Raw genomic sequence first — 20937 nt, forward strand, 5'->3', positions numbered from 1 at the left:
TCCACCTCAGTGGTCTTGAACCCCGGATACAACACAGCACCCGTCACCAACACCACCACCGCAACACCAAACGCCCCACCAGACACCAAACGCCTCGAACGGGTGCGTTGTCCGGTTGTCTGTGTTCCTTGTGCGCGCGCAGGTCTGCGAAGCTTCACGGTTTTGTTCCCCCAGGTAAGACTCCGGCAGGGCCGGTTTCCGGCCAGCTAACGCCGGGCATTCATGACTATATCGGTATTCGCTATCAAATGGATAAAGTCGTTGCGTCCAGTTTCGGTCAGTCCAGGATCAGGCCCTTGCCCAGGCCCCGGGAAAGGCGGACGGGGTGGATTTCTCCAAAGCCGCGGACATTCTCGGCCGGCTGCGGAAGCAGGACAAAGCGTTCGTCCTGGTCCAGCGCGGAAGCCGTCATGGAATCCACCAGCACGGTGCCCGGGTCCGCCAGCGTGGTAAGCCGTGCGGCGAGGTTGACCGTGGGGCCATAGATGTCCCCGAGCCGGGACAGGATCCGGCCCCAGACCATCGCCACGCGGGCCTCCGGCAGGATCTCGTCCTCGGTGAAAGCCTGGGCCAGGGCGAGCGAGATTTCTGCTCCTGCGGCGGGCGTCTCCGCGATATAGAGGACTTCATCACCGACCGTCTTGACGAGGCGGCCTCCGCCCACGGAGATGATCTCGGCGCATTTGTTCTCGAAGCGCTGGACGAGCCGTGCCAGCGTCTTTTCGTTCATCCGCCGCGACAGGCTGGTATAGGACACCAGGTCGGCGAATCCAACAGCGCGCGCCAACGGCAGCGGAGCGTCGTCCTCGTCGCCTTCACGGCCTTCCTCGCTGGCCTGCAGGCCGGCCTCGGCACGGACGGCAAGGCGCTGGACGCCGGCGTTGAGTTGCCGCCGCCAACTGTAGACCAGCATCTCCTCAAGGGCGTCCACGAGGGCAGGAAGTTCGTTCACGAGCCTTTTGCGTGCCAGTGCATCGGTGACGCCCTGCTCGTGGACCATGTCCTCAACGAGGGCCTCGATCTGCCAGACCACCATGCGGTCCGTCATCTGGCCGATGGCACGGGTCACGGAGATCGCAGCCTCTTCGGTCAGCTTTCCGGTGCGGACGAGGTCCACCACGGTGGACAGGGCGGCCTGGTCCCGTTCCGTGAAGGCGACGTCCTCGTCGCCGAAATTCGGGAATCCAAGGGCACGCCACAGCTTGCGCGCCGAGAGCAGCGACAGGCCTGCGCCGGCTGCGACTTCGCGGCGCCGGAGTTTCCGTTCTCCGCCCAGGAGCCGGGCTTCGAGGGCTTTTGCGGCAAGCCGCTCCGCGGAGAGCGTCCCGGTGGGAGGGTGTGCGGTGGCAGGGTCTGAGGCGGGCACGGGGGCCGGCTGCTCCTGCTGCTCGTCATCGTTCATCTCGTCCACCTTCTCTCAGCTCCCATGGCAGCGTCCCGTGTTCATCGTCCGCAATGTCGCCTGCCCCGAATGCCACGTCTCCGGGCAACTCGTCGATAGCGTCCAGGATGAAGTCCCGGAATCGAACGGCCTCCGGCACATCAGCAAATGTGACCGTCCCCTGATACCCGGTTTCCAAGGATATATTCCCTGACCGCAATATGCGCTGCCCCATGGACTGGGTAAGCACCAGGTTGCGGACCGCTGCCAGGTTCACTTGCTGGTCCCGCCGCTTCAACATGCCGTACCTGGCAACTATCCTGCGGCTGGTCAGCGTGTAACGGGTACCCTGCCATTTCAGCAGGCGGGGGAGGCAGTACGCCAACCATATCCATGCGACGCCGAGGATGCATCCTGTGACCAGCCAGGGAGACCACTCCGGTGAGAGGACGGGGAGCAGCCTCTCCGCTTCCCCGCGGGTGATCCAGGCGCTGGCGAACGCCGCTGCCGCGGGGGCGGCGACAAAAGCTGCGGCTGGGGCGGTCAGCTTCCTCGGCTGGGGGCGTGTGGTGACTATCACCTGCTCGCCCGGCACGAGGTCTCTACGCATATCCGCTTTCGGTCCCGGCCTCCTGGCCCTGCCCGGGCGGGGTCCAGGGACGGAGATGGACGACGTCGCCGGCGGTCACCACGTGCTCGTGGGCGGCGCCGTCAACAACCAGCAGGGAACCGTATTCGTCCAGCCGGGTGGCGTGCCCGATGATTTCGTGGTCACCCGGCAGCTGTGCCTTGACCTGCTTGCCGAGGGTCACCATGACGGCTTCCACCCGTTTGTGCAGCGAGGGACCGCCGGCCATGCCGGCGGTGGGATCGCCGTCCGCATTGCAGAAACTGCGGTACAGCACGGCGAAATGGGAGAGGTAGCTCTTGAGCAGGATGGTCCGGTCCACCGTCCGGGGCTGTTCCAGCGCAACGGACGTGGCGGTGGGGACGGGAAGGTCGGCGGAACTGAGGCTGACGTTCAACCCGGTGCCGAGAATGATTGCCGGTACAGCGCCGTCGCCCATGGGGGCAAGCTGGGCGAGGATCCCGGCGATTTTCCGGCCGCGGACCAGGACGTCGTTGGGCCACTTGAGTTCGGCGGGGATGCCCGCGGTCTCCAGCAGGGTCTCCCGCAGCGCGACGGCGGCCAGCAAGGACAGCCAGGAGTAGCTCTGCGTCCGAAGCGGCCGGCCCTCGGCGTTGGCCGGCTTCAGCACGATCGAGACAGACACCGAACTCAGGGGAGGAGCCTCCCACCGGCGGTCAAGGCGGCCGCGCGCAGCCGTCTGGTATTCGGCCGTCAGAACGGAGAGATCCGGCCACGACTTTGGCTCCTCGGCGACCGAGCGCAGGAGGTCGGCGTTGGTGGAGCCGGTGGAGTCCACCACCACGAGCTTGGCGATGCCAGTGGCGGACAGGAAATCCTGGTCGGCCAGTGCTCCGCGGTTCAACGGGGTGCCCGGGGCGTGTGCGTCATCCATGCTTGAATCCTATCGACTTGACCACCGACGGGCTCCCGCGGACATCAGGTTCAGAGGAAGATGTCAGGAACCAGCTGGTCTTCAGCCGCACCCAGGCTGTAGGGCCGGAAGTCGGTGACACCCGCCGCCGAAAGGACCTGCTCGTCCGTATAGAAGTTGCCGGTGGACCGCCCCCCGCCAGCCAGGTTGCTGCCCGTCAGCACGGCGTGGGCGGCGTCGGCCATGATCGCGGGGCCGCGGGCGGCCTGGACCATGCTGGATCCGCCGGGCATGTTGCGGATGGCCGCGGTATCAATCAGGGTGCACGGCCACAGCGAATTGACGCTGATGCCGTCCGCCTTGAGCTCTTCGGCCAGACCCAGGGTGGTCAGGCTCATGCCGTACTTTGCCATGGTGTAGGCAAGGTGCTTCCCGGCCCACTTCGGGTCCAGGTTCAGGGGCGGGGAAAGGGTCAGGATCTGGCCTGCCGAGGATTTCCGCAGTGCCGGCAGCGCGAGCTTGGACAGCAGGAAGGTGCCCCGGACATTGATGTCCTGCATGAGGTCGTAGCGCTTCATGTCCACGTCGTCGGTCCTGGACAGGTCAATGGCTGACGCGTTGTTGATGACAGCGTCGATTCCGCCGAACTGTTCCACTGCTGCCGCGACGGCACCGGCGACGTCGTCGTCAGTCCGCACGTCGCCCACCAGTGGCAGTGCGTGGCCGCCGGCCGCCTCAATCTGTTCCGCCGCGGTGTAAACCGTCCCGGCCAGCTTCGCGTGGGGCTGCCCGGTCTTGGCCATAAGCACGATATTGGCACCGTCCCGCGCGGCCCGGGTGGCGATGGCCAGCCCAATCCCGCGGCTTCCGCCGGAGATCAGCAGGGTGCGGCCCTGCAGGGAACCGGCGGCCTGGTACGGCGCTGCAGCGGCACCCGAAGCATCATTGCTCGAAGTCATGGCTCCACTGTAACCCAAGTATGTTACTGACGAGTAACATGAGAGTCGGCGTCACTCAACGGCGGAAAATTGTAGGTTTTCTACAGCGGCCCCGGCGAAAAGCGTCACTAGACTAGCCTGCAGGGTCCTGATTTTGTGCGGAAGCTACTTAAAGCGCCGGCGCAAAACAGGGCCAGCCACCATCAGCTACAGAGCCGGAGACACTTCATGAGCCACGATCTGACAACGACAGCGGGAAAGATCGCCGATTTCCGCGACCGCCAGGCCCGTGCAGAACAGCCCTCCGGCCCCGAAGCCATCGAAAAGCAGCATGCCCGCGGCAAGAACACCGCCCGCGAACGGATCGAACTGCTCGTCGACGAGGGATCGTTCATCGAGTTCGACGCGCTGGCCGTGCACCGCTCCACCGCTTTTGGCATGGAAAAGAAGAAGCCCCTGGGCGACGGCCTGGTATCCGGCTACGGCACCGTGGACGGCCGCCCCGTGGCCGTGTACAGCCAGGACTTCTCTGTCTACGGCGGATCGCTCAGCCAGGTTAACGGCGAGAAGATCGTCAAGGTCCAGGAATTCGCGCTGCGCAACGGCTGCCCGGTCGTAGGCATCCTCGACGGCGGCGGCGCCCGCATCCAGGAAGGCGTCGCTTCACTGGCCATGTTCGCGGACATCTTCCGCAACAACGTCCATGCTTCCGGGGTGGTCCCGCAGATCTCCCTCATCATGGGCCCGTCGGCCGGCGGCGCGGCCTACTCCCCTGCCCTGACCGACTACGTGGTCATGGTCGACAAGACTTCCCACATGTTCATCACCGGCCCCGACGTCATCAAGACGGTCACCGGCGAGGACGTGGACATGGAGACCCTGGGCGGCGCCCGCCAGCACAACGCCACCACCGGCACATCCACCTACCTGGCCTCCGACGAAGCCGATGCCATCGAATTCGTCCGCGAACTGCTGGATTTCCTGCCCTCCAACAACCTCTCGGAGGCTCCGGTCCTGGAACACCAGCAGGAGCTGGACGTCGACGACGACGACCTCGCCCTGGATGCGCTCATCCCCGATTCCGCGAACCAGCCCTACGACATGCGCACCGTGATCGAGCAGATCGTGGACGACGGACACTTCCTCGAGATGCAGTCGCTCTACGCACCCAACGTGATGATCGGCTACGGCCGGGTGGAAGGGCACACCGTGGGGATCGTGGCCAACCAGCCGCTGCAGTTCGCCGGCACGCTGGACATCGCGGCCTCGGAGAAGGCAGCCCGCTTTGTCCGCCACTGCGACGCCTTCAACATCCCCATCATCACCCTCGTTGACGTTCCGGGGTTCCTGCCCGGAAAAGACCAGGAATTCCAGGGCATCATCCGCCGCGGCGCCAAGCTCCTGTATGCCTACGCCGAAGCCACCGTCCCGAAGCTGACCGTCATTACCCGCAAGGCATATGGCGGCGCCTACATCGTGATGGGTTCCAAGAAGCTCGGAGCGGACCTGAACCTGGCATGGCCCACGGCCCAGATCGGCGTCATGGGCGCCCAGGGAGCCGTCAACATCCTTTACCGCCGCGACCTCGCATCCGTGGCGGAGTCCGGCGGAGATGTTGAGGCCCGGAGGGCCGAAGTCATCAAGCAGTACGAGGAGGAACTCCTCAACCCCTACCAGGCAGCAGAACTGGGCTATGTGGACGCGGTCATCGCACCGTCCGAAACGCGGCCGCAGATCATCAGGGGCCTTCGGGCGCTCCGCGACAAACGCGCCAGCCTGCCCACCAAGAAGCACGGGAACATCCCGCTGTGATCCCCGAGGATGGGACCCCCGAGCCCCTGCTCTCCGTGGTCAAGGGCCAACCGTCGGCCGAGGAGCTGGCCGCACTGACCGCCGTCGTGCTTTCCCTCGGAGGCCAGGAGGCCGCCGAAGACCGCAAGCCCACAGTCCGGCACTGGGTGCGCCGGCAGCAGCTGCGGATGGCGCCCACCCCCGGCCCCGGAGCCTGGAAGCGGAGCCGCGGCTAACGTCCCCACCGCCTCCCTAACCTCGCTTCGCTCGGCCAGGGAACCCTCGGCGGCGGCGGCCCCTGCACAGTTTCATAACCGGGAAGGCCCGGTTAGTCTCGTGGGGTGACTACCGAAACTGCACCCGCCGCCCGCCAGCGCACCGCCATCGACGCCGTGGCGGATGAATACACCGACACGCTCATCCGGCTCAACCCGTCATTCGCCACCACGCTCGGCCTGCCGGGACACGAGACGGAATACCAGGATTACTCCCCCGCCGGCCTTGCCGGGTTTGCCGCCGAAGCGGGGAAAACGCTCAAGGCCCTGGAGGGGCTGGAACCGCAGGACGACGTGGACGCCGTCACGCTGGACGCGATGCGTGAGCGGCTGGGCCTGCAGCTGGAAATCCACGAGTCCGGCTGGGACGAGGCCGACCTGAACAACATCGCCTCCCCGGCACAGGACATCCGCGCCATCTTCGACCTTATGCCCACGGCCACCGGCCAGAACTGGGAACACATCGCCGGCCGCGCCCTCAACGTACCCGGTGCCGTCGACGGCTACATCGCTTCCCTCCGCCAGGCCCGTGACGCCGGGCGCGTTTCGGCGCGCCGCCAGGTCAGCATCGTCATTGAGCAGGCCACCAAGTACGCCGCCGAGGACGGCTTCTTCGCCAAGCTGGCCGCCGGGGCCACGACGGCCGACGGCCCGCTGGAGGGGGCCGTGCAGGGAAAGCTCGACGCCGGGGCTGCCGCCGCACGGAGTGCCTACACCCGCCTCGCCGACTTCCTCCGAACGGAGCTCCTGCCCGTGGCCCCGGAGAAGGACGCCGTGGGAAGGGAACGCTACGCGCTCGCCTCGCGCTCGTTCCTCGGCGCCACCGTTGACCTGGAGGAGACCTACGCCTGGGGCGTGCAGGAACTGGACCGGCTGATTGCCGAGCAGGAGCAGGTGGCAGAGACCATCAAGCCAGGTGCCGGCATCGCCGAAGCCAAGGAGATCCTCAACAACGACCCCGCCCGCCAGATCAAAGGCACCGATGCCCTCAAAGCCTGGATGCAGGAACTCTCGGACAAGGCCGTCGCCGACCTCGCCGGTGTGCACTTCGACATCCCTGATGTGATGAAAAAGCTCGAGTGCCTGATCGCACCGACCGACGAAGGCGGCATCTACTACACCGGGCCGTCCGATGACTTCAGCCGCCCGGGCCGGATGTGGTGGTCCGTCCCCGCGGGCGAGGACACTTTCACCACCTGGGCCGAAACCACCACCGTTTTCCACGAAGGCGTCCCCGGACACCACCTTCAGGTGGCCACTGCAACGTACCGCCGGGAACTCCTGAACAACTGGCGCCGCAACGTCTGCTGGACCTCAGGCCACGGCGAAGGCTGGGCACTTTACGCCGAGAAGCTCATGCAGGAACTCGGCTACCTCTCCGATCCAGGCGACCACATGGGCATGCTGGACATGCAGCGCATGCGCGCCGCCCGGGTGGTCTTTGACATCGGCGTCCACCTGGAACTCGGTATCCCGGAACGGTGGGGTACCGGGACCTGGACACCGGAGAAGGGCTACGCCTTCCTGAAGGAAAACCTGCCCATCAGCGAAGGACAGCTCGAGTTCGAGTTCACCCGCTACCTCGGCTGGCCCGGCCAGGCACCCTCCTACAAGGTGGGCCAGCGGCTCTGGGAGCAGATCCGGGCCGAGCTGGAAGCCCGTCCGGACTTTGACCTGAAGGCCTTCCACACGAAGGCCCTCGACGTCGGATCCGTTGGCCTCGACACCCTCAGGCGCGCGCTGCTCTCGTGAGTTCCGTCGAGGAGGAGACGTTTGCCACAGTTGCGGTGGGAATAACTTCACAATTACCTGATATGACGCCTATATTGCGGGGATTCCATGCGGCGGACGGCCGTTTGCCGCCGTAATATTTCTCAACATCCGTTCGCCGTGGTATGCGGGTGCCGCCTAGCGTGTTCGGGTGAGCACTCAAACCCGCACCCCCGAATCCGCAGGAAAGACCGGCTTCCAGCTGCCCAAATGGGCTGGCTCGTTCGGCTTCCAGATCATCGCCGCCCTCATCGTGGGCCTGGGCCTCGGCCTGCTGGCCAAGTACACCGGCAGCACGAAGACCGCCCCGAATGGACTGGGCGCCACGCTGCAGACCATCGGTTCCAGCTATGTCTCCCTGCTGCAGACCGCGGTGGTGCCGCTGATCTTCACCGCCGTGGTGAGCTCCATCTCCAACCTCCGCCAGGTGTCCAACGCCGCCAAGCTGGCGTGGAATACGCTGCTGTGGTTCGCCATCACGTCCCTGGTGGCAGTGCTGATCGGCATCGGACTGGGTGTCCTGCTTCAGCCGGGCGCAAACACGGGCATCACCGAGGAAGCCAAGTACAGCGGCAAGTCCGGTGACTGGTGGTCCTTCCTGGTGGGCCTCTTCCCCAAGAACTTCCTGGGACTGGGCGCCAGCTCAACCGTGACTGAAAGCGCCAACGCTGCCACCACCGTCAGCACCTCGGTCAGCTTCAACGTGCTGCAGATCCTGGTGATCGCCATCGCCGTCGGCGTTGCTGCCCTGAAAGTCGGCAAGGCCGCCGAGCCCTTCCTGAACCTCAACGCCTCCGCCCTCGCTGTCATCCAGAAGGTGCTGTGGTGGATCATCCGCATCGCGCCGCTCGGCACGGTAGGCCTCATCGGCAACGCCGTGGCTGTCTACGGCTGGGACACCATCGGCTCACTCGGCAAGTTCACCTTCGCCATCTACGTTGGCCTGGCCCTTGTCCTCTTTGTGGTCTACCCGGTCCTGGTCCGCACGCACGGCCTGTCCGTCAAGCAGTACTTCTCCGGAGTATGGCCCGCCGTGCAGCTGGCCTTCGTGTCCCGCTCCTCGGTTGGCACGCTGCCGCTGACGCAGCGCGTGACTGAGCGCAGCCTGGGCGTTCCCCGTGCCTACGCTTCGTTCGCCGTGCCCCTGGGTGCCACCACCAAAATGGATGGCTGCGCCGCCATCTACCCGGCCATCTCCGCCATCTTCGTGGCCCAGTTCTTCGGCATCCAGCTGGACTTCAGCCAGTACCTGCTGATCGCCCTTGTCTCCGTGCTTGGCTCGGCCGCGACCGCCGGCACCACCGGCGCCGTGGTGATGCTCACCCTGACGCTCTCCACGCTGGGTCTGCCGCTGGCCGGCGTCGGGCTCCTCCTGGCCATCGACCCGATCCTGGACATGGGCCGCACCGCGGTCAACGTGGCCGGACAGGCCCTGGTCCCCACGATTGTGGCCAAGCGGCAGGGCATCCTGGACGAGGCGCTGTACAACGCGCCGCGCAACGGCACCCCGTTCGTGGATGACGACGCCGAGGCCGCCGCAGATCCGTCCGCGTCCGACGCCGGAGCTGCTTCCAGCGCAAACGACCGCGAGCTGGCCGGCGCCAAGGCATAGGCCCTCGCCCGCCAACGGCTGGAGTGGAAGTCCCCGCGGTTCTCCCGGGGACTTCCACTCGTTAAGGCCGGGATGCGCGAACGTACAGTTGAGGCCCCGGATCCGCGGATCCGGGGCCTCAACTGTACGTTCGCGCTGATGTGTCGCCGTGCCGGCCCTAGCGGCCGCCTCCTCCGATCACACCGTTCTCAACGGCCTTGGTCACGGCATCCGCCTCGGCCTGGGTCAGTTTGCCGTCGGTAACGGCTTTGTCCAGCCTGGTCTTGAGCGCTGCAGCCCGCTCCGCCTGGGCCTCACTGCGGAGCTCATCAAGGGCGGCCGTGACCTTTGACTCCTCGATCCCCAGGGATTCCGCCAGGGCCTTCGCGAGTGCAGCGTCCCTGGCAGCCGGGTCGGGCCTGGTGCCGGCGGCCGGCGGCGAGGCGGGCTTGTTGGCCTCGCGGAACGCCTGCAGCGCTTCGGTGACCTTGGCCTCCTCGACGCCGAGTTTTTCCGCGAGCGCCGAGGCCTGCGCCACGCCGCGCTCACCCCCGTGCCCGCCGTGCCTGCCTTTGCCTTCCGTGGGCGCGGTGCCGTCCGTCGAAGCACTCGAGCTGGCACTCGGCGTGGGGGTGGGCGTCGTGGTTGCCGACGCCATGCCGGCGACGCCTATCCCGGCGCCAACGGCCAGGGCCGTGGCCGAAAGGCCAAGGGCTATTCTCTTCCTGCGTGACATCTTCTGTCTCCTGGATCTGCCGTCCGGTGACGGCGGCTGATGGTGTGTCTCTGTCGAGATACTCCAAGTGTCCGGCGCAAGGTTCTGGCTCAGCTGTCGGAAACCTTTCAATCTCCTGTGAAAGATTCCGCAGCCCGTGCGCGATTGGCTAGGCTCGGCAGCATGCTGATTGTGACAACCAATGACATTCCGGGCCACCGGATCGATGCCGTGTTCGGCGAGGTGATGGGCCTGACGGTCCGTTCCCGGGACATCGGCTCCCAGATGCTGGCCGGCTTCCGGTCCCTCGGCGGAGGGGAACTGCCCGAAATGACCCGGGCCCTGTATGAAAGCCGCCAGGAGGTGATGGCGCGGATGGTGGCAGAGGCCCAGCAGCGCGGCGCCAACGCCATTGTGGCCATGCGCTTTGACACCTCCGAAATGGGCACGAACTGGACCGAAGTCTGCGCGTACGGAACTGCCGTCTTTGCCATTCCGCTGGCCGAAGGCCAGCCGGGCGCCACGGGACAGTCCATCCAGCTCACTAAAGCCGGATAGACCGCAGGGAAACCAGCAGGAGGAACTTGCCCAGAGTGCAAACTTGCACATAGTGTAATCACGTGAGCATTTCCAACGTGACCGACGAACCGGCGGCGCCTGCGCCCTCCCGCCGCGAACAGAACAAGGCGGCCACCCGCCAGGCCATCACCGACGCCGCGCTGAACCTGCTCCGGGGCAAAGGGCCGGGCAACTTCACGGTGGAGGACATCGCGGCCGCTGCCGGAATATCGCGGCGCACCTTCTTTAACTACTTCAGCAGCACGGAGGCGGCCCTGGCGTCCGTGACCAACGGCTTCCTGGACCATGCTCTCCGGCAATTCCGGCTGCGTCCCGCTGAGGAGCCCATTCTCGAGTCCGCCCGTGCTGCCCTCATGGAGCTGGCCGACCCCATGACGGTTGCACCGATGGCGGAGCTGTTCACCCTGACACAGCAGAACTCATCGCTGGTCCGCTCCGAGCTTGAGGCCTGGGACCACTGCACCGAGCAGATCATCATGGCAGCGAAGGAACGGGTCGCCAAAACACCCGGGGCGGCCATCGACGAGCTCTACCTCCGGGCCCTCGCCGGCTCCGTCATTTCCTGCGGCAAGGCCGCCATGGACGTGTGGTTCGCCCAATGCGGCGCCGACCTTGCCCCTGCCTCACTTTCCGTTCTCCGCCAACTCCTCATCGATGCCATCGGCCACCTTGGCGCCGGCTTCGACAGCCCTGCGCGTCCGTCTTCCCACACCCTCCTCAAAGATCGGCTCTGACATGGCCCTGTTGCTCTACCGGCTCGGCAAGTTTTCCTACCGGCACCGCTGGCTGGTCATCTCGCTGTGGCTTGCGGTCCTGGTGGCCGTCGGCGGGTCCGCGGCCGCCTTCCACGGCACTTTGTCCAATAACTTCCAGATCCCGGGCACCGAGACCCAGCGGATCGCCGACAAGCTGCGGCAGGACCTGCCGTCCGCATCAGGCGGCTCGGCCAGCATTGTCTTCGAGGCACCCGCGGGCGGCTTCACGGCAGAGAGCCGCGCCGCGGTGACGGATGCCCTGACGAAGCTGGAAGCGCTTCCGGATGTGAAGGCCACCGTGAACCCCTTCGCTACGCAGGACCAGGTGGACCAGGCAGCGGAAGCGATCGCCGAGGGTGAGCAGCAGATCGCAGCGGGCCAGGCCAAACTGGACTCTTCCCGCAGCCAACTGGAAGCAGGGAAGGCGCAACTCGCCGCCGCGGAACAGCAGCTCACCGCGGCCGGGGCGCCTGCCGCCGTGATCGAGGCCCAGCTGGGACAGCAGAAGGCAGCCATGGCACAGGGCCAGGCCCAGCTCGACGCCGGCACCCGGGAACTTGAGGCCGCCAAGGCCAAGCTGGACCTAGGCAAACGCCAGGCCGAGGCGTCCGCGGGTCTCCGGTTTGTTTCCTCGGACGGCCGAGCCGCAGTGGCCCAGGTACAGTTCAACACCTCCATCAACGGCCTCACCCCCGACGTGCGCCAACAGGTCCAGGACATCGCCCACGGAACCTCCGCCGCCGGCGTCACGGCGCTCGCCAGCAAGGAAATCACCGAGGACATCTCGGAACTCTTCGGCGCCTCCGAAATCATCGGCGTCGGCGTCGCCGCGCTCGTCCTGATCCTGATGCTGGGCACGCTCATCGCCGCCGGCCTCCCGCTCCTCATGGCGATCATTGGCGTCGGCGTAGGCGTCGGCATCACGTTTGCCCTGTCCGGACTGTTCGAGATGAGCTCCATCTCCCCCATGCTCGCGCTGATGCTGGGCCTGGCCGTCGGCATCGACTACTCACTGTTCATCGTCAACCGCCACCGGACCCAGCTCCGCTCCGGAATGGATCCTGAAGAATCAGTGGCACGCGCCACCGGGACGTCCGGCAATGCAGTCCTCTTCGCCGGCCTCACCGTCATCATCGCCCTGGCCGCCCTGGTGGTTCCCGGGCTTCCCTTCCTGAGCGTGATGGGCCTCGCAGCGGCCGGAACCGTTGCCGTGGCCGTCCTGGTGGCGCTCACCCTGACCCCGGCCATGCTGTCCCTGATCGGCCGCCGCATCATCTCCAAGCGGGCCTGGGCAAAAGTTGAGGCCCACAACGCCGAGGCCGGCCATGAACTTGCCGACAAAGCACGGGACGAGGAAAAGAGCACCCGCGGCTGGGGCGGCCTGGTCACCAGGCACCCCGTCGTCGCCCTCGTGGCAGGGGTGCTCCTGCTGGGAACCCTGGCGCTGCCCGCCACCCAGCTGCAGCTGGCACTCCCCGACGGCGGCTCCGAGCCGGTCGAATCCGAGGCCTACCAGGCGTACGACCTGACGGCACGCAGTTTTGGCGAAGGTGTCACGGGACCCATTGTGGTGGTGGGCGAATTCCCCCAGGGCCTGGACGAAACCGAAGCCCGGTCGCTGCAGTACGACGTCGCCGACCTGATCCGCGGCGTGGACAACGTCGTGGCCGCCGTCCCGGTGGCGCTGAGCGAGGACCGCCGGACAGCCGTCTTCCAGGTCATTCCGGAGGAGGGGCCCGCCAAGGCCGGCACCGTCCAGGTTGTCAGCGAACTGCGGGAACGCGGCGCGGAGATCCAGTCCGAAACCGCCGTCACCATCGGCCTCACGGGGCAGACCGCCGGCAACATCGACGTCTCGACCAAACTCGGCGAAGCCCTGCCGCCGTACCTGGCCATCGTCGTCGGGCTTTCCCTGATCCTCCTGCTGCTGGTGTTCCGCTCCGTCGTGGTTCCGCTGCTGGCCACCGGCGGCTTCCTGCTCTCCCTGGCAGCCGCCTTCGGCCTGGTGGTTGCGGTGTACCAGTGGGGCTGGCTGGGAACCGTGTTCGACGTCGCCAATCCGGGTGCGGTGCTCAGCTTCCTGCCGATTATCCTTATCGGCGTGCTCTTCGGCCTGGCAATGGACTACCAGGTGTTCATCGCCTCCGGCATGCGCGAAGCGTACATGCACGGCTCCCCGGCCAAACATGCCGTCCGGATCGGTTTCAGCCACGCCGCTGCCGTCGTGACCGCCGCCGCGATCATTATGGTCAGCGTCTTCGCCGGATTCATCTTCAGCCACCTGACCATGGTCCGGCCGCTGGGTTTCGCGATGGCCTTCGGGGTGCTGCTGGACGCCTTTGTGGTCCGCATGACCATCGTGCCCGCCGTGATGTACCTGCTCGGTGAGAAGACCTGGTGGCTGCCCCGGTGGCTGGAGAGGATCCTGCCGGACGTGGATGTGGAGGGGGCCAAACTTGAACGGCTCCAGAGCGGCCGCGATCAGGTCAGCCAGCCTGTCCACTAGGCTGAAACGGTGACCAGCCTCATCCTCGCCTCCCAGTCCCCCGCCCGCACCAAACTCCTGGCCGAGGCCGGCATCCGGCATACAGTGCTGGTGTCCGACGTGGACGAGGACGCGGTCCAGGCCCGCTACGGGGTCACGGATCCGCACGATACCGCCCTGCTGCTGGCGCGGGCCAAGGCCGAGGCCGTGGCAGCGCTGCCGGAAGCGGAGGGGACGCTGGTCCTGGGCTGCGACTCCGTCTTTGAGTTCGACGGCGAGGCGCACGGCAAGCCGTACACCGCCGGCGTCGCCCGCGAACGGATGCTCCGGATGAGCGGCAACAGCGGCGTCCTGCACACCGGACACTGGCTGGTGGACTGCCGGGACACCACTCCCGACGACGGGACAACAGCTCCCGGGTCCGGCGCCACCCTCGGCGCGGTCGCCTCAGCCGAAGTCCATTTCATGGAGATGGAACCGGCGGAGATCGACGCCTACATCGCCACCGGTGAGCCGCTGCACTGTGCCGGATCGTTCACCATCGACGGGCTCGGCGGGGCGTTCATCCGGAAGGTGGACGGGGACCCGCACGCCGTCGTCGGGCTGTCCGTGTCCACCCTGCGGGGGCTCCTGGCGCAGGCCAACGTGCGCATCACCGAGCTGTGGCCGACAGACTAAAGGGAACCAATTTTGCGGGCATTTGTAGCTTCCCTACAAAGCTATGCCGGTTTACACGCGGATTCCGCAAGTAATATCGGCGGAACCCTCAAAATCGCGCTAGGCTCCCTGAAGGAAAGAAGGAGACGCCTTGTCAGCAAATTTGGAGCAGTCCGCAAGTCCCGTGCAGTCGAACCTCACCAAGGTGCTGATCGCCAACCGTGGCGAAATCGCCGTGCGGATCATCCGCGCCGCACGTGATGAAGGCATCGGCTCCGTGGCTGTTTATGCCGATCCGGACCGCGACGCGCTGCACGTGCGGCTCGCCGACGAGGCCTACTCCCTCGGTGGAAACACCGCTGCCGAGTCCTACCTGGTGATGGACAAGATCCTTGACGCCGCCCGCCAGTCCGGCGCCGACGCCATCCACCCCGGCTACGGCTTCCTGGCCGAAAACGCCGAGTTCGCCGCCAAAGTCATCGCCGCCGGCATCACCTGGATTGGCCCCTCCCCCGAGGCAATCTCCGCCCTGGGTGACAAGGTCCAGGCCCGCCACATCGCCGAAAAGGTCGGCGCACCCCAGGTGCCCGGCACCGCCGACCCCGTGGAATCGGCCGAGGAGATCCTCGACTTCGTGGACAAGTTTGGCCTACCCGTTGCCATTAAGGCCGCGTTCGGCGGCGGCGGACGAGGCATCAAGGTGGCCCGCACCCGGGAAGAAATCCCCGAACTCTTTGAATCAGCCGTCCGTGAAGCCGTCGCAGCCTTCGGCCGCGGCGAGTGCTTCATCGAACGGTTCCTGGACGCCCCGCGCCACGTAGAGACCCAGTGCCTGGCCGACGCCCATGGCAACGTGGTGGTCGTGTCCACCCGCGACTGTTCGCTGCAGCGCCGCAACCAGAAACTCGTTGAAGAAGCGCCCGCACCGTTCCTCACGGAGGAGCAGAACCGCCGGCTCTACGAATCATCCAAGGCGATCCTGAAGGAAGCCGGTTACCTCGGCGCCGGGACCTGCGAGTTCCTGGTGGGCCAGGACGGCACCATCTCCTTCCTTGAAGTGAACACCCGCCTCCAGGTGGAGCACTGCGTCTCCGAGGAAGTCACCGGAATCGACCTCGTCCGCGAACAGTTCCGCCTGGCCCGCGGCGAGGAACTGGGCTACGGCGACCCCGAGGTCCGCGGCCACTCCATCGAATTCCGGATCACCGGCGAGGACCCAGGACGCAACTTCATGCCGGCTCCCGGCACCATCACCACCCTGAAGAACCCGACAGGCCCCGGCATCCGGATTGACTCCGGCGTCGAACAGGGCGACGTCATCAGCGGCAACTTCGACTCGATGCTCTCCAAGCTGATTGTCACCGGAGCCACCCGCGCCCAGGCCCTGCAGCGTTCCCGCCGGGCCCTGGAGGAAATGGTGGTGGAGGGTATTCCCACCGTTATCCCCTTCGACCTCGCCGTGGTCACCAACCCGGACTTCGCGCCAGCGGAAGGCCCGTTCAAGGTCCACACCCGCTGGATCGAGACGGACTTCGTCAGCGACATCCCCGCCTGGACGCCCACTGGCACCGATGCCCAGGCTGACGACGCCGGCGAACGCCAGCGCGTGGTGGTTGAAGTTGGCGGCAAGCGCCTCGAAGTGGTGCTCCCTGCGTCCCTTGGCTCCCTGGGGTCCGGATCAGGTTCCGCCGCCGCCAAGCCGGCCAAGTCCAAGAAGCGTTCCCGTTCGGGCGGTGCCGCCGCCGGAGCCACCGGCAACGCCCTCGCCTCCCCGATGCAGGGCACCATCGTCAAGGTGGCAGTCAGCAACGGCGACGTCGTGGCCGAGGGTGACCTGATCGTTGTCCTCGAGGCGATGAAGATGGAACAGCCCCTGACGGCGCACCGCTCCGGAACCATCACCGGGCTGAACGCCAAGGCCGGCGAGACGGTGTCGGCCGGTGCCGTCATCGCCACGATCGAAGACTAGTCAGCGCCGGAGGCACCCATGCTCGCACCCAGTTTTGAAGAAGAAGTAGACCGCTACCACCTGGCCGTTCCGGAAATCACCCGCGGAAATGCGGGGCCCGTTAAGGACCTTTATTCCCGGCTCGACGACGTCACCCTGGCCAACCCGTTCGGGGGCATCGCCCGCGGCTGGGCGCAGGTGGAAGCACGGCTCGACCAGGCGTCCCGGCAGTTCCAGGACGGCGAGATGCTGGGGTTCGACACCATCACGTCCTACACCGCGCGTGACACCGCCTTCCTGGTGGAGACCGAACACTTCCGCGCCCGACTGGACGGCGCCGGCCTCGCTGAGGAGTTTGCGCTGCGCGTGACCAGCATCTTCCGCCGCGAAGAGGGCTACTGGAAGCTGGTACACCGGCACGCCGACCCCGCCGCCCGGCCGCAGTCGCGGCGGTCCCTTGCCCAGTCCCCCGACCGGTCGCCCGAACCCTGATGGCCCACTGGCGTCCGGCAGGTGGCACGGGCACACTTAGCGTGTGAAGCCTTTCCTGCTGCTTGCCTCCCGGGCCGAAGACGCCGCTGCCGACGAGGAGTATGCGGCCTACCTGAGGTACGGCGGCCTGGCGCCGGGGCAGCTGCGGCGGATCCGGCTGGAGGCGGCACCCCTGCCGGACCTGGACCTGGCAGACTACTCGGCGGTGATCGTCGGCGGGAGCCCGTTCACCTCCAGCGATCCGAGCGACCGCAAAAGCGCCACCCAGCACCGGGTGGAGCGGGAGCTGGCCCAATTGCTGGACCGGATCGTGGAGCAGGATTTCCCGTTCCTCGGCGCCTGCTACGGCGTCGGGACGCTCGGAAGGCACCAGGGCGCCGTGATCGACAGGACCTTCGGCGAACCCCTCGGCGCGGTGGAAATAGAACTCACCGGTGCCGGGCTGGCTGATCCCCTCCTGCGCGGAATGCCCGCCCGGTTTACCGCCTTTACCGGGCACAAGGAGGCCTGCTCCTCGCTGCCCGCCCATGCCGTGCTGCTGGCTTCTTCCCAGGCCTGCCCGGTGCACATGTTCCGGATCAAGGAAAACCTGTACGCCACGCAGTTCCACCCGGAGCTGGACGCCGAGGGCCTGGTCACCAGGATCGACATCTACCGCCACGCCGGGTACTTCCCGCCCGAGTCGGCTGAGGAGCTGATGGCGGACGCCCGCCGGTACACCGCGACCGAGCCCATGAACATCCTCAAGAACTTCGTGTCCCGCTACGGCACCTGAGCGCCAAGCGGAGCTCCGCCGTCGTTCCTGCCCTTTTGCACTGTTCGTGGACACGGAAAAGCCCGGCGCGCTCCCCTCAACAGCAGGGAGCACGCCGGGCATTTTCCGGCAGTAAGCGGGCGGAACGTCAGGCCACGTTGTTCTCGTAGTCCAGGTCCCGGGTTTCCCGGCTCACGAACAGGGCAATGAGGGTCAGTACCGCCATGGCCGTGAGGTAGACACCCACCAGGACGGGGCTGCCGTCAGCCGTTTCCCACAGTGCGACGGCGATGAACGGTGCCACTGCTGCGCCCAGGATGCTGGACACGTTGTAGCTGACTGCGGACCCGGTGTACCGCACGTTGGTGGGGAACAGTTCCGGCAACAGCGCGCCCATGGGACCGAACGTCAGCCCCATCAGGGAGAAGCCGATGATCAGCAGGGCCATGGTGCCCACGAAGCCGCCGCTGAACAGCGGGACGAACAGCAGGCCGAAGACGAAGATGCCGGCGGTGACCGTCAGCAGCATCTTGCGGCGGCCGTACTTCTCGGCCAGCGGGCCCGAGACCAGGGTGAAGATGCCAAAGAAGACGACGCCGGCGATCAGCATCCACAGGAAGTCGTTGCGGGTGTAGCCCAGGCCGGGGACAAACGCGGCCGCGGCGGCTTCCGTCATCGGCTTTCCGGCCTTCTCGGCGGCGGCCTTGGCGGCGTCCAGGCTGGAGGCGCGGGTGCCGTAGGTCAGCGTGAACGTGGTCATCAGGTAGAACAGCACGTACGTGGCGAGCATGATGAACGTGCCCAGGATCAGCGGACGCCAGCTGGTCTTGAAGACGCGGCCGATCGGCAGCTTGGCCACCTCGTTCGATTCGAGCACCTTGGTGAACGCGGGGGTTTCGATCAGCTTGAGGCGGACGTAGAGGCCGATGATGACCATCACGGCGCTCAGCAGGAACGGTACGCGCCAGCCCCAGGCCAGGAAGTCGGCCGGCGTCAGGGCGTAGCTGAAGACCAGGAAGATCACGTTGGCGATGATGAAGCCGATGGGCGCACCCAGCTGCGGGAACGTGCCGTAGATGGCCCGCTTGTTGGCGGGGGCGTTTTCGGTGGCCAGCAGCGCGGCGCCGCTCCATTCGCCGCCGAGGGCCAGGCCCTGGGCGAAGCGCATGACCACGAGCAGTGCCGGGGCCCAGAACTGCCAGCCCGGGACCAGCGCCGTGGGCAGGCAGCCGATCAGGAAGGTCGCGATGCCCATCGTCAGCAGCGACGCCACCAGGGTGCCCTTGCGGCCGAACTTGTCGCCGAAGTGGCCAAAGACGACCGACCCCAGCGGGCGGGCGATAAACGCCACCCCGAACACGGCGAACGAGCTCAGCAGCTGGGTGGTTTCGTTCTGGTTGGGGAAGAACAGCGAGGGGAAGACCAGCACCGCTGCCGTGGCGTAAACGTAGAAGTCGTAGAACTCCACGGTGGTGCCGATCAGGCTGGCGACAATCACGCGGCCGCGTGAGTTCACTGCCTTGGCAGGTCCGGGACCGGTCGAAGTTTCAGTTGATGACATGTATGAACACTTTCGTCAGAACCCGCCGGACGTGGGGGCAGAGGCCCGGCGTGCAGTAGTTAGAGTTCAATATTAGTTCCCGCCGTCCAGTCAATGGACAAAAGGTCCATTATGCGGACATTGGGGATTTGTCTCATTTTCCGGTCCTCACGCCCTCAAAAGTGGCCCGATAGGCAAATGTCACAGCGCGTTAACAAACGGCGACTGTCCACGAAACGCACCTTCTCTACCTTGGAAGAACAACATCCCCCAAGAGGAGGTACACCGTGACTGTTGATCGCAGCGCAGATGCCGGCACCGGCAATTCCGTAGATTTAGACACCGACCCGTTGCACGAAGGCGTGTCCTCATCCGCCAGCGCACAGCCCGGCTCCACGCGTACAGCTGACGCCCCCGCCCTTGAATTCCGCCCCGGCCGCTGGATCGCCAACTGGAACGCGGAGAACAAGGAACAGTGGGAGTCCGCCGGCCGCGCCATCGCCCGCCGCAACCTGAACTGGTCCATCTTCGCTGAATTCCTCGGCTTCGTGGTCTGGCAGCTCTGGTCCATCGTAGTGGTCCAGCTCCCCGCTGCAGGCTTCACGTTCTCCACGTCGGAAATCTTCTGGCTGATCTCGATGCCCAGCCTGGTAGGCGCCACGCTCCGCATCCCCTACACCTTCATGGTTCCCCGCTTCGGCGGCCGGAACTGGACCATCGTGTCCGCGCTCCTCCTGCTGATTCCCGCCATCGGCCTGGGACTCTGCGTCTCCAACCCCGGAACCCCGTTCGGCGTCATGCTCCTCGTAGCAGCACTCGCAGGCTTCGGCGGCGGCAACTTCGCCAGCTCCATGGCCAACATCACGTTCTTCTACCCGGCCCGCGAAAAGGGCTGGGCCCTGGGCCTGAACGCCGCCGGCGGCAACATGGGTGCCGCCGTCGCACAGCTCGCCGTGCCGATCGTGATCACCCTGCTGGCTGTCGGCAGCGTCAACCTGCCGATGGCAGGCTGGATGTGGGTCCCGTTCATCCTGATCGCCGCCTTCGGCGCCTGGAAGTACATGGACAACCTCACCAGCGCCAAGGGCGACGTGGCCGGCTCGGTCGCAGCGCTCAAGGAACCGCACCTGTGGATCATGGCCCTGCTGTACATCGGCACATTCGGTTCCTTCATCGGCTTCGCCGGCGTGTTCCCCAAGCTCATCAAGGACTACTTCCCGGCTTTCTCCTCCATCGGAGTCGGCACCGTGGCACTCTCGCTGGCCTTCCTTGGCCCGCTGGTCGGTTCACTGGCCCGCCCCTACGGCGGACGCATGGCTGACCGCATGGGCGGTGCCCGCATGACCGTGGCAGCCTTTGCCTCCATGGCCGTCATCACCCTCACCATGATCTGGACGCTGCCGCTGAAGAACTTCTGGCTCTTCCTGGTCCTCTTCCTGATGCTCTTCACCGCCAGCGGCTTCGGCAACGGCGCAACGTACCGGATGATCCCCATCATCTTCGCCACGTCCAGCCGGGCAGCAAAGTCCGGAGCCAGCACGGTCCAGACCCAGCGGCTCGCGTCCTCCGCCCTCGGCCTCATCTCGGCCATCGGCGCCTACGGCGGCTTCGTTATCCCGCAGGTCCTGAACGCCTCCAACACCGCCAGCGGATCCTACACACCGGCCTTCTACGGTTTCGTCGGAGCCTACGTCGTGATGCTGATCGTCTGCTGGGCCTTCTACATCCGCAACGCCAACCGAAATGCGATGGGACACGTCTAAC

Annotated in this window: 18 protein-coding genes; 12 read left to right on the forward strand and 6 right to left on the reverse strand. The window is 66.2% G+C overall.

All coding sequences use genetic code 11. The features are described 5' to 3' along the window. Nucleotides 1–277 precede the first annotated feature (277 nt). The 4 genes from J2X42_RS18985 to J2X42_RS19000 are packed head-to-tail and all read right to left on the reverse strand — an operon-like array spanning nt 278 to nt 3842. The gene (locus J2X42_RS18985; protein ID WP_310167434.1) at nt 278–1402 is read right to left on the reverse strand and encodes an adenylate/guanylate cyclase domain-containing protein; all 1125 of its coding nucleotides are present in this window, start codon (nt 1400–1402) and stop codon (nt 278–280) included. Next, nucleotides 1392–1991, reverse strand: a complete 600-nt coding sequence (locus tag J2X42_RS18990; RefSeq protein WP_310167436.1) for a PH domain-containing protein — start codon at nt 1989–1991, stop codon at nt 1392–1394. Before J2X42_RS18990 ends, J2X42_RS18985 begins: the two co-directional genes overlap by 11 nt. Then, entirely contained in the window at nt 1984–2904 is a 921-nt protein-coding gene (locus tag J2X42_RS18995) for a biotin--[acetyl-CoA-carboxylase] ligase (protein ID WP_310167437.1), read from the reverse strand. Before J2X42_RS18995 ends, J2X42_RS18990 begins: the two co-directional genes overlap by 8 nt. Before the next feature lie 50 nt (nt 2905–2954). Continuing rightward, nucleotides 2955–3842, reverse strand: a complete 888-nt coding sequence (locus J2X42_RS19000) for an NAD(P)-dependent oxidoreductase (protein ID WP_310167439.1) — start codon at nt 3840–3842, stop codon at nt 2955–2957. A gap of 207 nt (nt 3843–4049) precedes the next feature. On the opposite strand from J2X42_RS19000, the gene J2X42_RS19005 reads away from it, so the two are divergent. The 4 genes from J2X42_RS19005 (at nt 4050) to J2X42_RS19020 (ending at nt 9269) form a co-directional block, all read left to right on the forward strand. Beyond that, nucleotides 4050–5633: an acyl-CoA carboxylase subunit beta gene (locus tag J2X42_RS19005; protein WP_310167440.1), complete on the forward strand. Its 1584-nt coding sequence runs from the start codon at nt 4050–4052 to the stop codon at nt 5631–5633. Further along, nucleotides 5630–5848, forward strand: coding sequence for an acyl-CoA carboxylase subunit epsilon (locus tag J2X42_RS19010; protein ID WP_242633329.1), 219 nt, complete (start codon nt 5630–5632; stop codon nt 5846–5848). The genes J2X42_RS19005 and J2X42_RS19010 overlap by 4 nt, the downstream gene beginning before the upstream one ends. 105 nt (nt 5849–5953) lie before the next feature. Next, on the forward strand, nt 5954–7639 hold the full coding sequence (locus J2X42_RS19015; RefSeq protein WP_310167443.1) for a DUF885 domain-containing protein: 1686 nt from the start codon (nt 5954–5956) through the stop codon (nt 7637–7639). Between the two features lie 169 nt (nt 7640–7808). Continuing rightward, nucleotides 7809–9269: a dicarboxylate/amino acid:cation symporter gene (locus J2X42_RS19020; RefSeq protein ID WP_310167446.1), complete on the forward strand. Its 1461-nt coding sequence runs from the start codon at nt 7809–7811 to the stop codon at nt 9267–9269. Nucleotides 9270–9426: 157 nt separating this feature from the next. On the opposite strand, the gene J2X42_RS19025 is transcribed toward J2X42_RS19020, so the two are convergent. Next, nucleotides 9427–9984, reverse strand: a complete 558-nt coding sequence (locus J2X42_RS19025; protein ID WP_310167448.1) for a hypothetical protein — start codon at nt 9982–9984, stop codon at nt 9427–9429. 162 nt (nt 9985–10146) lie between these two features. On the opposite strand from J2X42_RS19025, the gene J2X42_RS19030 reads away from it, so the two are divergent. The 7 genes from J2X42_RS19030 to J2X42_RS19060 all read left to right on the forward strand — a co-directional run bounded on the left by J2X42_RS19030 (nt 10147) and on the right by J2X42_RS19060 (nt 17654). Next, nucleotides 10147–10521, forward strand: coding sequence for a YbjQ family protein (locus tag J2X42_RS19030; RefSeq protein ID WP_310167449.1), 375 nt, complete (start codon nt 10147–10149; stop codon nt 10519–10521). 68 nt (nt 10522–10589) lie between these two features. Further along, nucleotides 10590–11276: a TetR/AcrR family transcriptional regulator gene (locus J2X42_RS19035; RefSeq protein WP_396134119.1), complete on the forward strand. Its 687-nt coding sequence runs from the start codon at nt 10590–10592 to the stop codon at nt 11274–11276. A 1-nt stretch (nt 11277) separates the two neighbouring features. After that, nucleotides 11278–13803: an MMPL family transporter gene (locus tag J2X42_RS19040; protein WP_310167452.1), complete on the forward strand. Its 2526-nt coding sequence runs from the start codon at nt 11278–11280 to the stop codon at nt 13801–13803. Between the two features lie 9 nt (nt 13804–13812). After that, the gene (locus J2X42_RS19045) at nt 13813–14460 is read left to right on the forward strand and encodes a nucleoside triphosphate pyrophosphatase (RefSeq protein ID WP_310167453.1); all 648 of its coding nucleotides are present in this window, start codon (nt 13813–13815) and stop codon (nt 14458–14460) included. A 130-nt stretch (nt 14461–14590) separates the two neighbouring features. Continuing rightward, nucleotides 14591–16408, forward strand: coding sequence for a biotin carboxylase N-terminal domain-containing protein (locus tag J2X42_RS19050; RefSeq protein ID WP_310167455.1), 1818 nt, complete (start codon nt 14591–14593; stop codon nt 16406–16408). Between the two features lie 18 nt (nt 16409–16426). Continuing rightward, complete coding sequence (locus J2X42_RS19055) at nt 16427–16879, forward strand: nuclear transport factor 2 family protein (RefSeq protein WP_310167456.1); 453 nt, start codon at nt 16427–16429, stop codon at nt 16877–16879. Between the two features lie 43 nt (nt 16880–16922). Then, nucleotides 16923–17654, forward strand: coding sequence for a glutamine amidotransferase (locus J2X42_RS19060; RefSeq protein WP_310167457.1), 732 nt, complete (start codon nt 16923–16925; stop codon nt 17652–17654). Between the two features lie 127 nt (nt 17655–17781). On the opposite strand, the gene J2X42_RS19065 is transcribed toward J2X42_RS19060, so the two are convergent. Next, nucleotides 17782–19194: an MFS transporter gene (locus tag J2X42_RS19065; protein WP_310167458.1), complete on the reverse strand. Its 1413-nt coding sequence runs from the start codon at nt 19192–19194 to the stop codon at nt 17782–17784. 266 nt (nt 19195–19460) lie between these two features. On the opposite strand from J2X42_RS19065, the gene J2X42_RS19070 reads away from it, so the two are divergent. Then, nucleotides 19461–20936, forward strand: coding sequence for an MFS transporter (locus J2X42_RS19070; RefSeq protein ID WP_310167459.1), 1476 nt, complete (start codon nt 19461–19463; stop codon nt 20934–20936). Nucleotide 20937 lies beyond the last annotated feature (1 nt).

The organism is Arthrobacter sp. BE255 (genome assembly GCF_031457335.1).
Taxonomy (GTDB): domain Bacteria; phylum Actinomycetota; class Actinomycetes; order Actinomycetales; family Micrococcaceae; genus Arthrobacter.

Excerpts from the sequence above, each read along its gene's own strand:
- J2X42_RS18990 (WP_310167436.1), bottom strand. The coding sequence starts at position 1,991 with ATGCGTAGAGACCTCGTGCCGGGCGAGCAGGTGATAGTCACCACACGC.
- J2X42_RS19025 (WP_310167448.1), bottom strand. The coding sequence starts at position 9,984 with ATGTCACGCAGGAAGAGAATAGCCCTTGGCCTTTCGGCCACGGCCCTG.
- J2X42_RS18985 (WP_310167434.1), bottom strand. The coding sequence starts at position 1,402 with ATGAACGATGACGAGCAGCAGGAGCAGCCGGCCCCCGTGCCCGCCTCA.
- J2X42_RS19030 (WP_310167449.1), top strand. The coding sequence starts at position 10,147 with ATGCTGATTGTGACAACCAATGACATTCCGGGCCACCGGATCGATGCC.
- J2X42_RS19005 (WP_310167440.1), top strand. The coding sequence starts at position 4,050 with ATGAGCCACGATCTGACAACGACAGCGGGAAAGATCGCCGATTTCCGC.
- J2X42_RS18995 (WP_310167437.1), bottom strand. The coding sequence starts at position 2,904 with ATGGATGACGCACACGCCCCGGGCACCCCGTTGAACCGCGGAGCACTG.
- J2X42_RS19000 (WP_310167439.1), bottom strand. The coding sequence starts at position 3,842 with ATGACTTCGAGCAATGATGCTTCGGGTGCCGCTGCAGCGCCGTACCAG.
- J2X42_RS19055 (WP_310167456.1), top strand. The coding sequence starts at position 16,427 with ATGCTCGCACCCAGTTTTGAAGAAGAAGTAGACCGCTACCACCTGGCC.
- J2X42_RS19065 (WP_310167458.1), bottom strand. The coding sequence starts at position 19,194 with ATGTCATCAACTGAAACTTCGACCGGTCCCGGACCTGCCAAGGCAGTG.
- J2X42_RS19040 (WP_310167452.1), top strand. The coding sequence starts at position 11,278 with ATGGCCCTGTTGCTCTACCGGCTCGGCAAGTTTTCCTACCGGCACCGC.